This is a genomic window from Pseudomonas frederiksbergensis (assembly GCF_003732665.1).
Classification (GTDB): domain Bacteria; phylum Pseudomonadota; class Gammaproteobacteria; order Pseudomonadales; family Pseudomonadaceae; genus Aquipseudomonas; species Aquipseudomonas frederiksbergensis_G.
The window spans coordinates 118,087-133,137 of record NZ_MOBP01000003.1 but is presented as its reverse complement, the minus strand read 5'-3'; the positions used below and the strand labels follow the sequence as shown (position 1 = coordinate 133,137).

Genomic DNA, 15,051 nt, shown 5'->3' with positions numbered 1-15,051 from the left:
CCCCCTGCTTTCTACATACTTGCGGCCGATTTTTATCCTAATAAAACACCCAAACCGTGGAACCTTAGAATGAGCACAGCAATCAGTCCGACTGCTTATAACTATAAGGTAGTCCGCCAGTTCGCCATCATGACGGTGGTCTGGGGGATCCTTGGCATGGGGCTTGGTGTCTTCATCGCCTCACAGCTTGTATGGCCGGAATTGAACTTCGGTCTGCCGTGGACGACTTTTGGACGCTTACGCCCGTTGCACACCAACCTGGTGATTTTCGCCTTCGGTGGTTGTGCACTGTTTGCCACTTCTTATTACGTCGTGCAGCGAACCTGCCAAACGCGACTGATTTCCGACAGCCTCGCGGCCTTCCACTTCTGGGGTTGGCAAGCGGTGATCATCGGCGCCATCGTTACCTTGCCGCTGGGTTACACCACCACCAAGGAATACGCCGAACTGGAATGGCCACTGGCTATTCTGCTGGCTGTCGTCTGGGTCGTTTACGGCCTGGTGTTCTTCGGCACCATCGTCAAGCGCAAGACCAAGCACATCTATGTCGGTAACTGGTTCTACGGCGCGTTCATCGTCGTGACCGCGATGCTGCACATCGTCAACCACATGTCGCTGCCGGTCAGCCTGTTCAAGTCCTACTCGGCCTACTCCGGTGCGACAGACGCGATGATCCAGTGGTGGTACGGCCACAACGCGGTGGGCTTCTTCCTGACCACCGGTTTCCTGGGGATGATGTATTACTTCGTGCCGAAACAGGCCGAACGTCCGATCTACTCCTATCGCCTGTCCATCGTGCACTTCTGGGCGCTGATCACCCTGTACATCTGGGCCGGTCCGCACCACTTGCACTACACCGCACTGCCGGACTGGGCGCAGTCCCTGGGCATGGCGATGTCGATCATCCTGCTCGCGCCAAGCTGGGGCGGCATGATCAACGGCATGATGACCCTCTCGGGCGCCTGGCATAAGCTGCGCACCGACCCGATCCTGCGCTTCCTCGTGGTATCGCTGGCGTTCTACGGCATGTCGACCTTCGAAGGCCCGATGATGGCGATCAAGACCGTCAACTCGCTCTCGCACTACACCGACTGGACCATCGGCCACGTACACGCCGGCGCACTCGGCTGGGTGGCGATGATCTCGATCGGCGCGATCTACCACATGATCCCGAAACTGTTCGGTCGCGTGCAGATGCACAGCATCGGCCTGATCAACACGCACTTCTGGCTCGCGACCATCGGCACCGTGCTCTACATTGCCTCGATGTGGGTCAACGGCATCACCCAGGGTCTGATGTGGCGTGCAATCAACGACGACGGCACCCTCACCTACTCGTTCGTCGAAGCGCTGCAAGCCAGCCACCCTGGCTACATCGTTCGCGCCCTGGGCGGTGCGTTCTTTGCCAGCGGCATGCTGTTCATGGCCTACAACGTATGGCGTACCGTACGTGCCTCGAACCCGGCTGAAGCCGAAGCCGCCGCTCAGATTGCTGTAGTTGGAGCTCACTGATGAAGCATGAAGCAGTCGAGAAGAATATTGGCCTGCTGGCCTTCTTCATGGTCATCGCCGTCAGCATCGGCGGCCTGACCCAGATCGTTCCGCTGTTTTTCCAGGACGTCACCAACAAGCCGGTCGAAGGCATGAAGCCTCGCCCCGCGCTTGAAGTCGAAGGACGCGACGTGTTCATCGCCAACGGTTGTGTCGGCTGCCACTCGCAGATGATCCGCCCGTTCCGTGCTGAAACCGAACGTTACGGCCACTACTCGGTCGCCGGTGAAAGCGTCTGGGACCACCCGTTCCTGTGGGGTTCCAAGCGTACCGGCCCGGACCTGGCCCGCGTCGGCGGTCGTTACTCCGATGACTGGCAACGTGCGCACTTGTACAACCCGCGCAACGTCGTGCCTGAGTCGAAAATGCCGGCCTACCCGTTCCTCGTGGAAAACAAGCTCGACGGCAAAGACACCGCCAAGAAACTGGAAGTCTTGCGCACGCTCGGCGTCCCTTACACCGACGAAGACATCGCCGGTGCCAAGGATGCGGTGAAGGGCAAGACCGAAATGGACGCGCTGGTGGCCTATCTGCAAGGCCTGGGCACCATCATCAAAAGCAAACGGTGATCTGATGGATATCGGGATGATTCGTGGCCTGGGCACCGTTGTCGTGATGGTGGCCTTTATCGGTCTGGCGTTGTGGGTGTTCAGCCCCAAGCGCAAGTCGGAGTTTGAAGACGCGACCTTGCTGCCTTTCGCGGATGATCCCGAAGCCATCAAGCACGTCGAGCAAGCTTCTAGGAGTAACAAAGAATGACTACGTTCTGGAGTCTGTACGTCACAGTCCTGAGCCTGGGTACGATCTTCGCCCTGACCTGGCTGCTGCTGTCCACCCGCAAGGGCCAGCGCAGCGAAGCCACCGAAGAGACGGTTGGCCACTCCTTCGACGGGATCGAGGAGTACGACAACCCACTGCCGAAATGGTGGTTCATGCTGTTCGTGGGCACCATCATCTTCGCCCTGGGCTACCTGGTGCTGTACCCGGGCCTGGGCAACTGGAAAGGCCTGCTGCCGGGTTACAACTACCTCGATAACGACAAGCAGACCGCGTTCGCCAACGGCCAGACCGGCTGGACCGGCGTTCACGAGTGGGAAAAGGAAATGGCCAAGTCGGACGCCAAGTTCGGCCCGATCTTCGCCAAATTCGCTTCCATGCCGATTGAAGAGGTCGCCAAGGACCCGCAAGCCCTGAAGATGGGTGGCCGTTTGTTCGCCTCCAACTGCTCGGTCTGCCACGGTTCCGACGCCAAGGGCGCTTATGGCTTCCCGAACCTGACCGACGCCGACTGGCGCTGGGGCGGCGAGCCGGAAACCATCAAGACCACCATCATGGGCGGCCGTCATGCCGTCATGCCTGCATGGGCGGAAGTGATCGGCGAGCAAGGCGTTTCGGATGTTGCCTCGTATGTGCTGACCAACCTCGATGGCCGCAAACTGCCGGAAGGCACCAAAGCCGACCCGGTTGCCGGGCAAAAACTGTTCGCCGCCAACTGCGCCGTATGTCACGGTCCGGAAGGCAAAGGCACCCCAGCCATGGGCGCGCCTAACCTGACCCACCCGGCCGCGTTCATCTACGGTTCGAGCTTCGCGCAACTGCAGCAGACCATCCGTTACGGCCGTCAGGGCCAGATGCCTGCGCAAGAACAGCTGCAAGGCAACGACAAGGTTCACCTGCTGGCCGCTTACGTCTACAGCCTGTCTCACGGTGAGAAGGCTCCGGCGGCGGATGCTCAGTAAGGCAAACGCTTGATGCAATAAAAAACGGCCCCGCCAGTGTGAATTGGCGGGGCCGTTTTGTTTGTGCCTACTCGTGATCATGGCGACCAGTGGTCGCGGCTCTCCCCCCTCTTGGGTTGCGAGACGGACCATCGAGTAGTAACGTTTCTACAAAGTACTTTAAAGAGGGGCTGCCATGATGGCCATCACCACGATTTCCAGTCGTGAATTTAACCAGGACACAAGTAGTGCCAAAAAAGCCACACGTCAGGGCCCGGTTATCATCACCGACCGTGGCAGGCCGGCTCACGTACTGCTAAGTATTGAGGAGTATCAAAAACTGACCGGCAGCAACGCCAACATCGTCGACCTCCTCGTGATGCCAGAAGCGGCAGACATTGACTTCGAAACCGAGCGTGCCGTGATCACTCATCGACCTGTGGACCTGTCTTGATGTTTTTACTCGACACCAATGTGATTTCTGAACTGCGTAAACCCCAGGCGGATGCGAACGTTGTCGCCTGGGCCAAAAGCATCATTGCACCACGCCTGTTTATTTCGGCTATTACCTTGAAGGAACTGGAGACCGGGGTTCTTCGAATGGAACGTCGTGATCCTGCTCAGGGGAAGGTGTTACGCACCTGGTTGAAGCGCCACGTCATGCCGGCTTTTGATGCCAGAATCCTGCCTGTCGATGCCGCCGTGGCGTTGCGCTGTGCCGGCTTGCATGTTCCGGATCAAGTCAACGAAAGCGACGCGTTGATCGCTGCGACTGCACTTGTTCATGGCCTGACCGTGGTCACCCGAAACATCGGTGATTTTGAATCCAGCGGTGTTGCTTTGATCAATCCCTGGGATAAATGAATTCGCGGCAGTATGGCCACTTACGTCTAAGCCTGTCTCACGGCGAGAAGGCTCCGACGGCGGATGCTCAGTAAGGCAAACGCTTGAAACACCACGAAGGGTCCCGCCAGTGACTAACCGACGGGGCCTTTTTCATGGACGACTGGCGAAGATCGATTTCACCGGTACGGTCCGCACCAGCTCACGCTTGTGCCACTCGTTGTTTTCCACAAGATTGACGTGCAGCTGCTTGCGATCCTCGGAAAAACTGGCAATCAAATAGGTTTGCTGGGAAGCGCTGCCACTGAGAAACATTGGCACCCCACCCAGGTACAGTGTCGAACCGCCCTCGTCATGGTAATGACCGGCAAAAATGGCCGTCACTTCATACTTTGCAACCATCTCCGCGAAACGCCGTTTCTGCTCCCAGGTGCCCTTCCATTGGTCGGGCGCATGCATGTTGATGATGATTGCGTAACCCTGAGTCCGGGCCACTTGCAGATCACTCTCAAGCCAATCCAGTGCATGGGTAATATTGAACGTCGTTGGATTCAGCGCGTGGGAAATATTGACTTCATAAGTGGGTTCAAAGTTGAGCTGAACCAGATGAACCTCACCGACATTCTTTGAATAAGCCAGGCTGCCTGAATACAGCTTATTCAATAAACCACCGGTTATTTTCAAGTCAAAATTATCGACCTTCCCTTCATGATGCTCCTTAAACTCAACGATACTGCCAGCAGCGCAATTATTACTAAAACAGTCATCGACATTATTCGCATAATCGTGATTACCCAGGCCGTACAAGTAATCCTTTTCAAAGTACTTTTTCAGTGTCGAATTGATATATGAACGCTGCCAGCCATGACCAAACGCCGTCATATCACCATTAATCATCAACGGTACATTTGCCTGACCACCAAATTGTTTGCGGAAGTCGGCAATGCTGGCGAACTGGGTTTCCACCAGCCATTTTGCACGCTTCTCAAACTCCGCTTGCGGTTCCGGTTCACGACTGTCGGTCTTGTCCGTCCAGGGGTATTGCGGATCGGAAGCAAAGACCATATGACGAGGCATGTTTTCAATCGAATGCGCAACCGTCGCCAACGATAATAACCACAGACACGCAAATACACTTGCGCCTTTCTTGATACTCATAGAATTCCATTTCCAATATTAATTGATAGGTGCACTGCAACTTATCAGCGCACTCACCACAACTTATTCCAGAACCCTAAAAACCACAAACAGAAAAAACAAGGCAATTAAATTAATATATTTCTGAAACCAATCACAACAAACAACAACTTTATACTTTCAACACTTCCAAGGGATGAAATGGCCGGCCCCTTTTCAGGGTGCGACCGTTACAATTTGCGATCGATTTTTAATCGACTGAATGCCTCGCGGCCTGTAGGTTTTTCACCACTTGAAAGCCCACCTTCCAAAGTGAAGCTTTCAAGGACAGCGAAAGACATTCACAGGTCATCACCAAGGAAGAAATGACATGTCCAATTCTGAAATCAGTTTCCAACTATCTGAAATCATCTCGGCGCTGGAGCCTGGAAACGGCTCGGGCGGGCTGGACGGCCTGGGCGGCGGGCGCCTTCCCAGGACTTGAAGGCGCCACCTGACACGGAGCAGCGCCAACGCGCTGCTCTCAAGGCAAATGGTGGATCGTCTATAGTCAATTGATCTGGATCATGCTTTGTTACATCTGCTACACCATCTTCGCTTTTCTCCCAACGCGACCAAAGGTCGCACCCTTGATCTAGAGCGACAGGCGTATCATTGCGCCACTGCAACACCTCTTTTTGACCGCGGTCGGCATGTACTGACCGGGGCATTTTTCCACTGCCGTGGGATGCAATGATGAGCAATCAGATTCCGGTACACGACGTTACTCCGCCTGACAAGAACGCGAACAACAGCGTCGACCTCTACGCCTCTCGAGAAAAGATCTATACCCGCGCCTTCACCGGCCTGTTCCGCAACCTGCGGATGATGGGCGGTGCCGCGTTGTTCCTGCTGTACTTCGGCACGGTGTGGTTGAACTGGGGTGGCCATCAGGCCGTGTGGTGGAACCTGCCGGAACGTAAATTCTTCATCTTCGGCGCGACCTTCTGGCCCCAGGATTTCATCCTGCTCTCGGGGCTGCTGATCATCAGTGCCTTCGGCCTGTTCTTCATCACCGTGTACGCCGGGCGAGTCTGGTGCGGCTATACCTGCCCGCAGAGTGTCTGGACCTGGATCTTCATGTGGTGCGAAAAGGTCACCGAAGGCGATCGCAACCAGCGCATCAAGCTCGACAAGACGCCGATGAGCGCCAACAAATTCCTGCGCAAGCTCAGCAAACACAGCCTGTGGCTGTTGATCGGTTTCGTCACCGGCATGACCTTCGTCGGTTACTTCTCGCCGATCCGCGAGCTGACCATCGACTTCTTCACCGGTGAGGCCGATGGCTGGTCCTACTTCTGGGTCGGCTTCTTCACCCTCGCCACCTACGGCAATGCCGGCTGGCTGCGCGAGCAGGTGTGCATTTACATGTGCCCGTATGCGCGCTTCCAGAGCGTCATGTTCGACAAGGACACCCTGATCGTTTCCTACGATCCGCGTCGCGGCGAATCCCGTGGTCCGCGCAAGAAAGGCGTGGACTACAAGGCTCAGGGCCTGGGCGATTGCATCGATTGCACCATGTGCGTCCAGGTCTGCCCGACCGGCATCGACATCCGCGATGGCCTGCAAATCGAGTGCATCGGCTGCGCCGCGTGCATCGATGCCTGCGACAGCATCATGGACAAGATGGACTACCCCCGCGGGCTGATCAGCTACACCACCGAACACAACCTGTCCGGGCAGAAAACCCATAAACTGCGCCCGCGCCTGATTGGTTATGCGCTGGTGCTGCTGACCATGATCGGCTTGCTGGTGACCGCGTTCTTCATGCGTTCGCTGGTGGGGTTTGATGTCAGCAAGGACCGTGTGCTGTACCGCGAGAACGCCGAAGGCCGGATCGAAAACGTCTACAGCCTGAAGATCATGAACAAGGACCAGCGCGACCACACGTACCTGCTGGAAGCCAGTGGCCTGCCGGACCTCAAGCTGCAAGGCAAGCGTGAGATCAAAGTCGCCGCCGGAGAAATTTTCAGCCAGCCGGTGGAGCTGTCCAGCGCGCCGGAGCAATTGCCATCGAGTACCAATGAGGTGAAATTCACCCTCAAGGATGCGGATGACGACAGCGTCCACGTTGAAGCCAAGAGCCGGTTCATCGGCCCACAAATTCGTTGAGAGAAGTGATCATGCCCGCAGCAACTGCCGCAAGCCCTTGGTACAAGCATCTTTGGCCGTGGATCATCATCGGGATCCTCGCCTGCTCGGTGACCCTGACCCTGTCCATGGTGACCATTGCCGTGAACAATCCGGACAACCTGGTCAACGACAACTACTACGAGGCCGGCAAAGGTATCAACCGTTCTCTGGACCGTGAACTGCTGGCCCAGACCCTGCAACTGCGCGCCAACGTGCATCTGGATGAGTTGACCGGTGAAGTCGATCTGCGCCTGAGCGGCAACAGCCAGCCCAAGACCGTCGAGCTGAACCTGATTTCGCCGACCCAACCGGAGAAGGACCGCAAGATCACCCTGACCCGCAGCGAAACCGAACAGGGCCGCTACATCGGCCAGATGAGCGACAAGGTTGAAGGTCGCCGCTTCGTCGAGTTGCTGGGCGTGCAGGACGACAAGACCTGGCGCATGTTCGAGGAAGAACAGGTCAGCCACGACAAGGACCTGCTGCTGGGTGACGAACCGCTGCAAGGCGCTGAAGATTTGAAAAAGTAAAAGCCTGCGCTTCGCGCATTCGCGAGCAAGCCCGCTCCCACATTGGATTTGTGGCGTTCACAAAATCCCTGTGGGAGCGGGCTTGCTCGCGAAGAGGCCCTACCTGACGACACAGATCCAGTGGCAATAATGAAAACCCCATGACCACCCCAACCCCCTGCTACCACTGCGCCCTGCCCGTCCCGGCCGGCGGCCGCTTCACCGCCGTCGTCCTCGGTGAAACCCGCGAGTTCTGCTGCCCGGGTTGCCAGGCGGTGGCCGAAGCCATCGTGGCCGGCGGGTTGGAAAGTTATTACCAGCATCGCAGCGAAGCCTCGTCCAATCCCGAAACCTTGCCCGTGCAACTGGTGGACGAACTGGCGCTGTACGACCGTCCCGACGTTCAGAAGCCCTTCGTCCGCCACGAAGGTGAACTCGCCGAAACCACGTTGCTCATGGAGGGCATTAGCTGCGCCGCCTGCGGCTGGCTGATCGAGAAACACCTGCGCGCCTTGCCAGCGGTGGCCGAGGCGCGACTGAACCTGTCCAATCATCGCCTGCATGTGCGCTGGGCCGACGCGCAATTGCCGCTGAGCCAGGTGCTCAGTGAGCTGCGCCACATCGGTTACGTCGCCCACCCTTATCAAGCCGACCGCGCCAGCGAACAACTGGCCAGCGAAAACCGTCTGGCCCTGCGCCAACTCGGCGTGGCCGGCTTGCTGTGGTTCCAGGCGATGATGGCGACCATGGCCACCTGGCCGGAATTCAACATCGACTTAAGCCCCGAGCTGCACACCATCCTGCGCTGGGTCGCACTGTTCCTGACCACGCCCATCGTCTTCTACAGCTGCGCGCCATTTTTCAAGGGCGCCATGCGCGACCTGCGCACCCGACACCTGACCATGGACGTTTCGGTGTCGCTGGCGATCGGCAGCGCTTATCTCGCCGGGATCTGGACCTCGATCACCGGCGTCGGTGAGTTGTATTTCGATGCCGTCGGCATGTTCGCCCTGTTCCTGCTGGCCGGGCGCTACCTGGAGCGCCGCGCCCGGGAACGTACCGCCGCCGCCACCGCGCAACTGGTCAACCTGCTGCCCGCCTCCTGCCTGCGCCTGAGCGCCGATGGCCAGAGCGAAAGGATCCTGCTCAGCGAATTGCGCGTCGGCGATCAGGTGCTGGTGCATCCCGGCGCGATCCTCCCGGCCGATGGCAAGATCCTCGATGGCCAGTCGAGCATCGACGAGTCCCTGCTCACCGGCGAATACCTGCCGCAACCGCGCACCCTGGGCGATGCCGTCACCGCCGGCACCTTGAACGTCGAGGGCGCGTTGACCGTGGAAGTGCTGGCGCTGGGTCACGACACCCGACTGTCCGCCATCGTCCGCCTGCTCGACCGCGCCCAGGCCGAGAAACCGCGCCTGGCGGAAATCGCCGACCGCGCCGCCCAATGGTTCCTGCTGCTGTCACTGATTGCCGCCGCCGCCATCGGCCTGCTGTGGTGGGAACTGGATTCGTCGCGGGCGTTCTGGATCGTGCTCGCCATGCTCGTCGCCACTTGCCCGTGCGCTTTGTCCCTGGCCACGCCGACCGCGCTGACCGCGGCCACCGGCACACTGCACAAACTCGGCTTGCTGTTGACCCGAGGCCATGTGCTGGAAGGTTTGAATCAGATCGACACGGTCATTTTCGACAAGACCGGCACCTTGACCGAAGGCCGCCTGGCCCTGCGTTTGATTCGTCCGCTCGGTCCCCTGGGCAGCGATGAATGCCTGGGGCTCGCGGCGGCCCTGGAAAACCGCTCCGAACACCCGATCGCCCGGGCCTTTGGCCGCGCGCCGCTGGCCGCCGAAGAAGTTCTCAGTACGCCGGGGCTGGGCCTTGAAGGCTTGGTCGGCGAACAACGCCTGCGCATCGGCCAACCGGGTTTTGTCTGTGAACTCAGCGGCGCCAGTGTGCCGCTGATGCCGAATGAGGCGGGCCAATGGCTGCTGCTCGGCGACAGCTTCGGGCCGCTGGCTTGGTTTGTCCTCGACGACCGTTTGCGCGCCGACGCCCCGGCGCTGCTCGCGGCCTGCAAGGCCCGGGGCTGGCGCACGTTGTTGCTGTCCGGCGACAGTTCGCCGATGGTCGCCAGCGTCGCTGCCGAATTGGGTATCGACGAGGCCCGTGGCGGCCTGCGTCCCGATGACAAGTTGCAAGTGCTGCAACAGTTGCACAAGGAAGGACGCAAGGTGTTGATGCTCGGCGATGGGGTCAACGATGTGCCGGTGCTGGCCGCCGCCGATATCAGCGTGGCCATGGGTTCAGCCACCGATCTGGCAAAAACCAGCGCCGACGCCGTGCTGCTGTCCAACCGACTCGACGCCCTGGTGCAAGCCTTCAGCCTGGCGCGCCGGACTCGTCGGGTAATCATCGAGAACCTGCTGTGGGCCGGGCTGTACAATGGCCTCATGTTGCCATTCGCCGCCCTCGGCTGGATCACTCCAGTGTGGGCCGCGGTCGGCATGTCGATCAGTTCGTTGACCGTGGTGCTCAATGCCCTGCGCCTGACTCGCATGCCGAGCACGCCCAAGGCCCGCGCCACGCCAGAAACCCGCCCGCTGCCGGCCTGAGCCGCTCGGGCATGGAGTCTTCCAATGCCAGCTCTTTACGTGATGATCCCGGCCGCGTTGCTGATCGTGGCCATCGCCGTCTACATTTTCTTCTGGGCAGTGGACAGCGGTCAGTACGACGACCTCGACGGCCCGGCCCACAGCATTCTGTTCGACGATCAGGACCCGAACCACACCGCAGCCGTCGACGAGGCCAGCGGCCACCCGGCCAAACCTGACGATAAGGCGCCACCCCATGCTTGAACTGGCACCGCTGCTGGTATCAGCGGTCATCCTCGGCCTGCTCGGCGGCGGCCATTGCCTGGGCATGTGCGGCGGCTTGATGGGCGCCCTGACCCTGGCGATTCCCAAGGAACAACGCAGCCGCCGCTTCCGCCTGCTGCTGGCCTACAACCTGGGACGAATCCTCAGCTACGCCACCGCCGGCCTGCTGATCGGCCTGGCGGGTTGGGCGGTGGCCAACAGCCCGGCGGCGATGTTCATGCGCATTATCGCCGGGCTGCTGCTGATCGCCATGGGCCTGTACCTGGCCGGCTGGTGGAGCGGCCTGACCCGTATCGAAAGCCTCGGCCGCGTCCTGTGGCGGCATATCCAGCCGATTGCCAACAAACTGCTGCCGGTGTCGACCCTGCCCCGCGCCCTGCTGCTGGGCGCACTCTGGGGCTGGTTGCCGTGCGGGCTGGTTTACAGCACGTTGTTGTGGGCGGCGAGCCAAGGGAATGCAGTTGATAGCGCATTGTTGATGCTGGCGTTCGGGCTCGGGACCTGGCCGGTGTTGCTGGCCACGGGACTCGCGGCTGAGCGGGTGACGGCATTGTTGCGCAAGCGCAGTGTGCGGATGAGTGGCGGGTTGCTGGTGATTCTGTTCGGGATCTGGACATTGCCGGGGCCGCATCAGCATTGGCTGATGGGGCATTAGATCGGCGGCGCGCCCTTCGCGAGCAAGCCCGCTCCCACATTGAAATGCATTCCCCTGTGGGAGCGGGCTTGCCCCGCGAAGAGGCCCGCACTAGCCACATAGATCGACCGTTGATGCAAATCAAGATGCCCCAACGCCGCACCCCATAGACTCGCAGCCACTGCAAGCCTATCCGGGGGAATGCCCGCATGCTCGACGCCATTCGTTGGGACACTGATCTGATTCGCCGTTACGACCTGTCGGGACCGCGCTATACCTCGTACCCGACCGCCGTGCAATTCACCAGTCAGGTCGGCACGTTCGACCTGTTCCACGCCCTGCGCGACAGCCGCAAGGCGCTACGGCCGCTGTCGTTGTATGTGCACGTGCCGTTCTGCGCGAACATCTGCTACTACTGCGCCTGCAACAAAGTCATCACCAAGGACCGTGGCCGCGCACTTCCCTACTTGCAGCGTCTGGAACAGGAGATCCAGTTGATCGCCTGCCACCTGGACCCGGCGCAAAAGGTCGAGCAACTGCATTTCGGCGGTGGCACCCCAACCTTTCTCAGCCACGATGAACTGCGCCAATTGATGGCGCAGCTACGCAAGCACTTCAATTTGCTCGACGACGATTCTGGTGACTACGGCATCGAAATCGACCCAAGGGAAGCCGACTGGTCGACCATGGGCCTGCTGCGGGAACTGGGTTTCAACCGGGTCAGCATCGGCTTGCAAGACCTCGACCCGGCGGTGCAGCGGGCGGTCAATCGCCTGCAAAGCCTGGAAGAAACCCGCGCCGTGATCGACGCCGCGCGGACCTTGCAATTTCGCTCGATCAACATTGACCTGATCTACGGCTTGCCGCGCCAGACCCCGGAAAACTTCGCCCGAACGGTGGATGAAGTCATCGCCCTGCAACCGGACCGGCTCTCGGTGTTCAACTACGCACACCTGCCGGAACGTTTCCTGCCGCAACGACGGATCAACAGTGCCGAACTGCCGACCCCGGCGCAGAAACTGGAAATGCTTCAGGGCACCATCGAACAACTGACCAACGCCGGCTACCGCTACATCGGCATGGACCACTTCGCCCTGCCCGACGACGAACTGGCGATTGCCCAGGAAGAGTCGACCCTGCAGCGCAACTTCCAGGGCTACACCACCCACGGTCATTGCGATTTGATCGGGCTCGGGGTGTCGGCGATCAGCCAGATCGGCGACCTGTACTGCCAGAACAGCAGCGACTTGAACCTGTACCAGAACACCCTGGCCTCGGCGCAACTGGCGACCAACCGTGGTCTGCTGTGCAACGCCGACGATCGCCTGCGTCGAGCAGTGATTCAGCAATTGATCTGCCATTTCAGCCTGGAATTCGCCGGGATCGAACAGGCCTTCAACATCGATTTCCGCGGCTATTTCAGCGAACTCTGGCCGCAGTTGCAGGAAATGGCCAAGGACGGCCTGATCGAACTGGGCAGCGAGCGGATTACCGTTCTGCCCGCCGGACGCCTGTTGGTGCGTTCGGTGTGCATGGTGTTTGATGCCTACCTGGAGCAGCAGAATCGCCAGCGATTCTCGCGGGTAATTTAGGACTTCATGGCCAGCGACGCCGCTTTGAGGATTTGCTCCGGCGTCAGGCCCGCCTGCTTCATCGCTTTACTGAGCGCGGTGTTGGCGACGATCAGGCCGCCATTGAGGTTGTTGATAAACGCTTGCAAGGCGCCGAGCTTGGCCTTTCTTTCTTCCGGGCTCAGCCGTTTGTCTTTCATCACGGCCTGCATTTCGGCCAGTTTCTCGGCGACCTGCTGCTGCAATTTGCGAATCATTTTCAGGATCTGCTGAATGTTGTCCGGCAAACCGCTTTCTTCGATGTCGCTGTTTTCGCCCTTGGCTTCGGCGGATTTTTCAATGCCGGCACCGGACAGCGACACTTTGATGCCTTCGACTTTAGTCGGAGTGTCGGCGTTCTGCGCACTGATATCCGCGTCACTCACCGGCGCGAGTTTCGACGTGTCGAGCGACGACAACAAGCCGCCGCTACCGGGGTTCAGCGTGCCAATGGCGGACATGAATGCGGTTCCTTGCAGGCGATCAGTAGACAGGTTATCGGCCACCCGGCCCCCGGCTTAACCTGTCGAAGGCAAAATTGCCGTTCGCTGGCCTGAATGTCCTCCCGTGAGTTACCCTTACGGCTTATGTGTGTTTTCCCACAAGGATTAAAGAAATGTCTGAGCCAGTTAAACTGCGCGCTCACAGCCAGGCCCATTGCAAGGATTGCAGCCTGGCTCCCCTCTGCTTGCCACTTTCTTTGAATCTGGAAGACATGGATGCGCTGGACGAAATCGTTAAACGTGGTCGCCCGCTGAAGAAAGGCGAGTTCCTGTTCCGCCAGGGCGACACGTTCGATTCCGTTTATGCAGTTCGCTCCGGCGCCCTGAAGACCTTCAGCCTCAGCGATGGCGGCGAAGAACAGCTCACCGGTTTCCACTTGCCGAGCGAACTGGTCGGTCTGTCGGGCATGGACACGGAGAAGCACCCGGTGTCGGCCCAAGCGCTGGAAACCACCTCGGTCTGTGAAATCCCCTTCGAACGCCTCGACGAACTGGCCGTGCAACTGCCGCAACTGCGCCGGCAGTTGATGCGGGTGATGAGCCGCGAAATCCGCGATGACCAGCAAATGATGTTGCTGCTGTCGAAGAAAACCGCCGACGAGCGCATCGCCACGTTCCTGGTCAACCTGTCCGCACGCTTCCGCGCCCGTGGTTTCTCGGCCAACCAGTTTCGCCTGAGCATGTCGCGCAACGAAATCGGCAATTACCTGGGCCTGGCGGTGGAAACCGTGTCCCGGGTGTTCACCCGCTTCCAGCAAAACGAACTGATCGCCGCCGAGGGCAAGGAAATCCATATTCTCGACCCGATCCAGCTCTGCGCCCTGGCCGGCGGTTCTCTCGACTGATTAGTGCAATTGCGGCTGAGCGAAACGGTTCAGCCGCCGTTATACTGCGTCGTTTGCAGCCTGCCAGGACAACTCGACGATGGTCTTCGACTCCTTCGACATCAAATCCCTGATCCGTCCCGTGATCGACTTCCCCAAGCCGGGCGTGATCTTTCGCGACATCACTCCCCTGTTCCAATCGCCCACGGCCCTGCGCCTGGTGATGGACAGCTTCGCCCACCGTTACGTCGAGGCCGACTTCACCCACATCGGCGCGATGGACGCCCGGGGCTTCCTGATCGGTTCGGTGTTGGCTTATCAGTTGAACAAGCCGCTGGTGCTATTCCGCAAGCAGGGCAAATTGCCGGCGGACGTCCTGGCCGAAGGTTACGCAACCGAATACGGGGAAGCCTTCCTCGAAGTGCACGCCGACAGCCTGTGCGAGGGTGATTCGGTGGTGATGTTCGATGACCTGATTGCGACCGGCGGCACCTTGATTGCGGCGGCGAACCTGATCCGCCGCATGGGCGCGCGGGTGCATGAAGCGGCGGCGATTATTGATCTGCCGGAGTTGGGTGGGTCGCAGCGGTTGGAAGATATGGGGATTCCCACGTTTTGCCTGACGCAGTTTGCGTTGAGCGAGCAGTAAGGCGCGGCGCCTGTTAGGACGCCTT

16 protein-coding genes are annotated in these 15,051 nt (G+C 59.5%); 14 read left to right on the top strand and 2 right to left on the bottom strand.

The window, feature by feature from the left end; genetic code table 11:
- Positions 1-69: 69 nt before the first annotated feature.
- The 6 genes from ccoN to BK665_RS04715 all read left to right on the top strand — a co-directional run bounded on the left by ccoN (position 70) and on the right by BK665_RS04715 (position 4,133).
- Positions 70-1,512 carry a cytochrome-c oxidase, cbb3-type subunit I gene (gene ccoN, locus BK665_RS04740; protein WP_123403345.1) on the top strand — a complete coding sequence of 481 codons (1,443 nt, stop codon included), beginning with the start codon at positions 70-72 and terminating at the stop codon, positions 1,510-1,512.
- The gene (ccoO, locus tag BK665_RS04735; RefSeq protein ID WP_054054085.1) at positions 1,512-2,120 is read left to right on the top strand and encodes a cytochrome-c oxidase, cbb3-type subunit II; all 609 of its coding nucleotides are present in this window, start codon (positions 1,512-1,514) and stop codon (positions 2,118-2,120) included. The genes ccoN and ccoO overlap by 1 nt, the downstream gene beginning before the upstream one ends.
- Positions 2,121-2,124: 4 nt before the next feature.
- On the top strand, positions 2,125-2,310 hold the full coding sequence (locus BK665_RS04730; protein ID WP_003175465.1) for a CcoQ/FixQ family Cbb3-type cytochrome c oxidase assembly chaperone: 186 nt from the start codon (positions 2,125-2,127) through the stop codon (positions 2,308-2,310).
- Complete coding sequence (gene ccoP / locus BK665_RS04725; protein WP_123403343.1) at positions 2,307-3,290, top strand: cytochrome-c oxidase, cbb3-type subunit III; 984 nt, start codon at positions 2,307-2,309, stop codon at positions 3,288-3,290. The genes BK665_RS04730 and ccoP overlap by 4 nt, the downstream gene beginning before the upstream one ends.
- 178 nt (positions 3,291-3,468) lie before the next feature.
- Complete coding sequence (locus tag BK665_RS04720; RefSeq protein ID WP_185058284.1) at positions 3,469-3,723, top strand: type II toxin-antitoxin system Phd/YefM family antitoxin; 255 nt, start codon at positions 3,469-3,471, stop codon at positions 3,721-3,723.
- Entirely contained in the window at positions 3,723-4,133 is a 411-nt protein-coding gene (locus BK665_RS04715; protein ID WP_123403339.1) for a type II toxin-antitoxin system VapC family toxin, read from the top strand. Before BK665_RS04720 ends, BK665_RS04715 begins: the two co-directional genes overlap by 1 nt.
- Positions 4,134-4,265: 132 nt before the next feature.
- On the opposite strand, the gene BK665_RS04710 is transcribed toward BK665_RS04715, so the two are convergent.
- Positions 4,266-5,270: a metallophosphoesterase family protein gene (locus tag BK665_RS04710; RefSeq protein WP_123403335.1), complete on the bottom strand. Its 1,005-nt coding sequence runs from the start codon at positions 5,268-5,270 to the stop codon at positions 4,266-4,268.
- A 714-nt stretch (positions 5,271-5,984) separates the two neighbouring features.
- Between BK665_RS04710 and ccoG the strand changes: the two genes are divergently transcribed.
- From ccoG to hemN, 6 genes are all read left to right on the top strand, one after another.
- A complete protein-coding gene (ccoG, locus tag BK665_RS04705; protein WP_123403333.1) occupies positions 5,985-7,400 on the top strand; it encodes a cytochrome c oxidase accessory protein CcoG in 1,416 nt (471 codons plus the stop codon).
- 11 nt (positions 7,401-7,411) lie between these two features.
- Positions 7,412-7,951: a FixH family protein gene (locus BK665_RS04700; protein WP_123403332.1), complete on the top strand. Its 540-nt coding sequence runs from the start codon at positions 7,412-7,414 to the stop codon at positions 7,949-7,951.
- 140 nt (positions 7,952-8,091) lie between these two features.
- Positions 8,092-10,542: a heavy metal translocating P-type ATPase gene (locus tag BK665_RS04695; RefSeq protein WP_123403329.1), complete on the top strand. Its 2,451-nt coding sequence runs from the start codon at positions 8,092-8,094 to the stop codon at positions 10,540-10,542.
- Between the two features lie 24 nt (positions 10,543-10,566).
- Positions 10,567-10,785: a cbb3-type cytochrome oxidase assembly protein CcoS gene (gene ccoS, locus BK665_RS04690; RefSeq protein ID WP_047531427.1), complete on the top strand. Its 219-nt coding sequence runs from the start codon at positions 10,567-10,569 to the stop codon at positions 10,783-10,785.
- Positions 10,778-11,461, top strand: coding sequence for a sulfite exporter TauE/SafE family protein (locus tag BK665_RS04685; RefSeq protein WP_123403327.1), 684 nt, complete (start codon positions 10,778-10,780; stop codon positions 11,459-11,461). The genes ccoS and BK665_RS04685 overlap by 8 nt, the downstream gene beginning before the upstream one ends.
- Positions 11,462-11,649: 188 nt before the next feature.
- Positions 11,650-13,032: an oxygen-independent coproporphyrinogen III oxidase gene (gene hemN, locus BK665_RS04680; RefSeq protein WP_123403325.1), complete on the top strand. Its 1,383-nt coding sequence runs from the start codon at positions 11,650-11,652 to the stop codon at positions 13,030-13,032.
- Here hemN and BK665_RS04675 read toward each other — a convergent pair.
- The gene (locus BK665_RS04675; RefSeq protein ID WP_123403323.1) at positions 13,029-13,511 is read right to left on the bottom strand and encodes a hypothetical protein; all 483 of its coding nucleotides are present in this window, start codon (positions 13,509-13,511) and stop codon (positions 13,029-13,031) included. The genes hemN and BK665_RS04675 overlap by 4 nt on opposite strands.
- A 155-nt stretch (positions 13,512-13,666) precedes the next feature.
- Here BK665_RS04675 and fnr point away from each other — a divergent pair, with 155 nt between their 5' ends.
- Both fnr and BK665_RS04665 read left to right on the top strand, forming a co-directional pair.
- The gene (fnr, locus tag BK665_RS04670) at positions 13,667-14,398 is read left to right on the top strand and encodes a fumarate/nitrate reduction transcriptional regulator Fnr (RefSeq protein WP_123403321.1); all 732 of its coding nucleotides are present in this window, start codon (positions 13,667-13,669) and stop codon (positions 14,396-14,398) included.
- Between the two features lie 79 nt (positions 14,399-14,477).
- Positions 14,478-15,026, top strand: a complete 549-nt coding sequence (locus BK665_RS04665; protein ID WP_123403319.1) for an adenine phosphoribosyltransferase — start codon at positions 14,478-14,480, stop codon at positions 15,024-15,026.
- Positions 15,027-15,051: the final 25 nt, after the last annotated feature.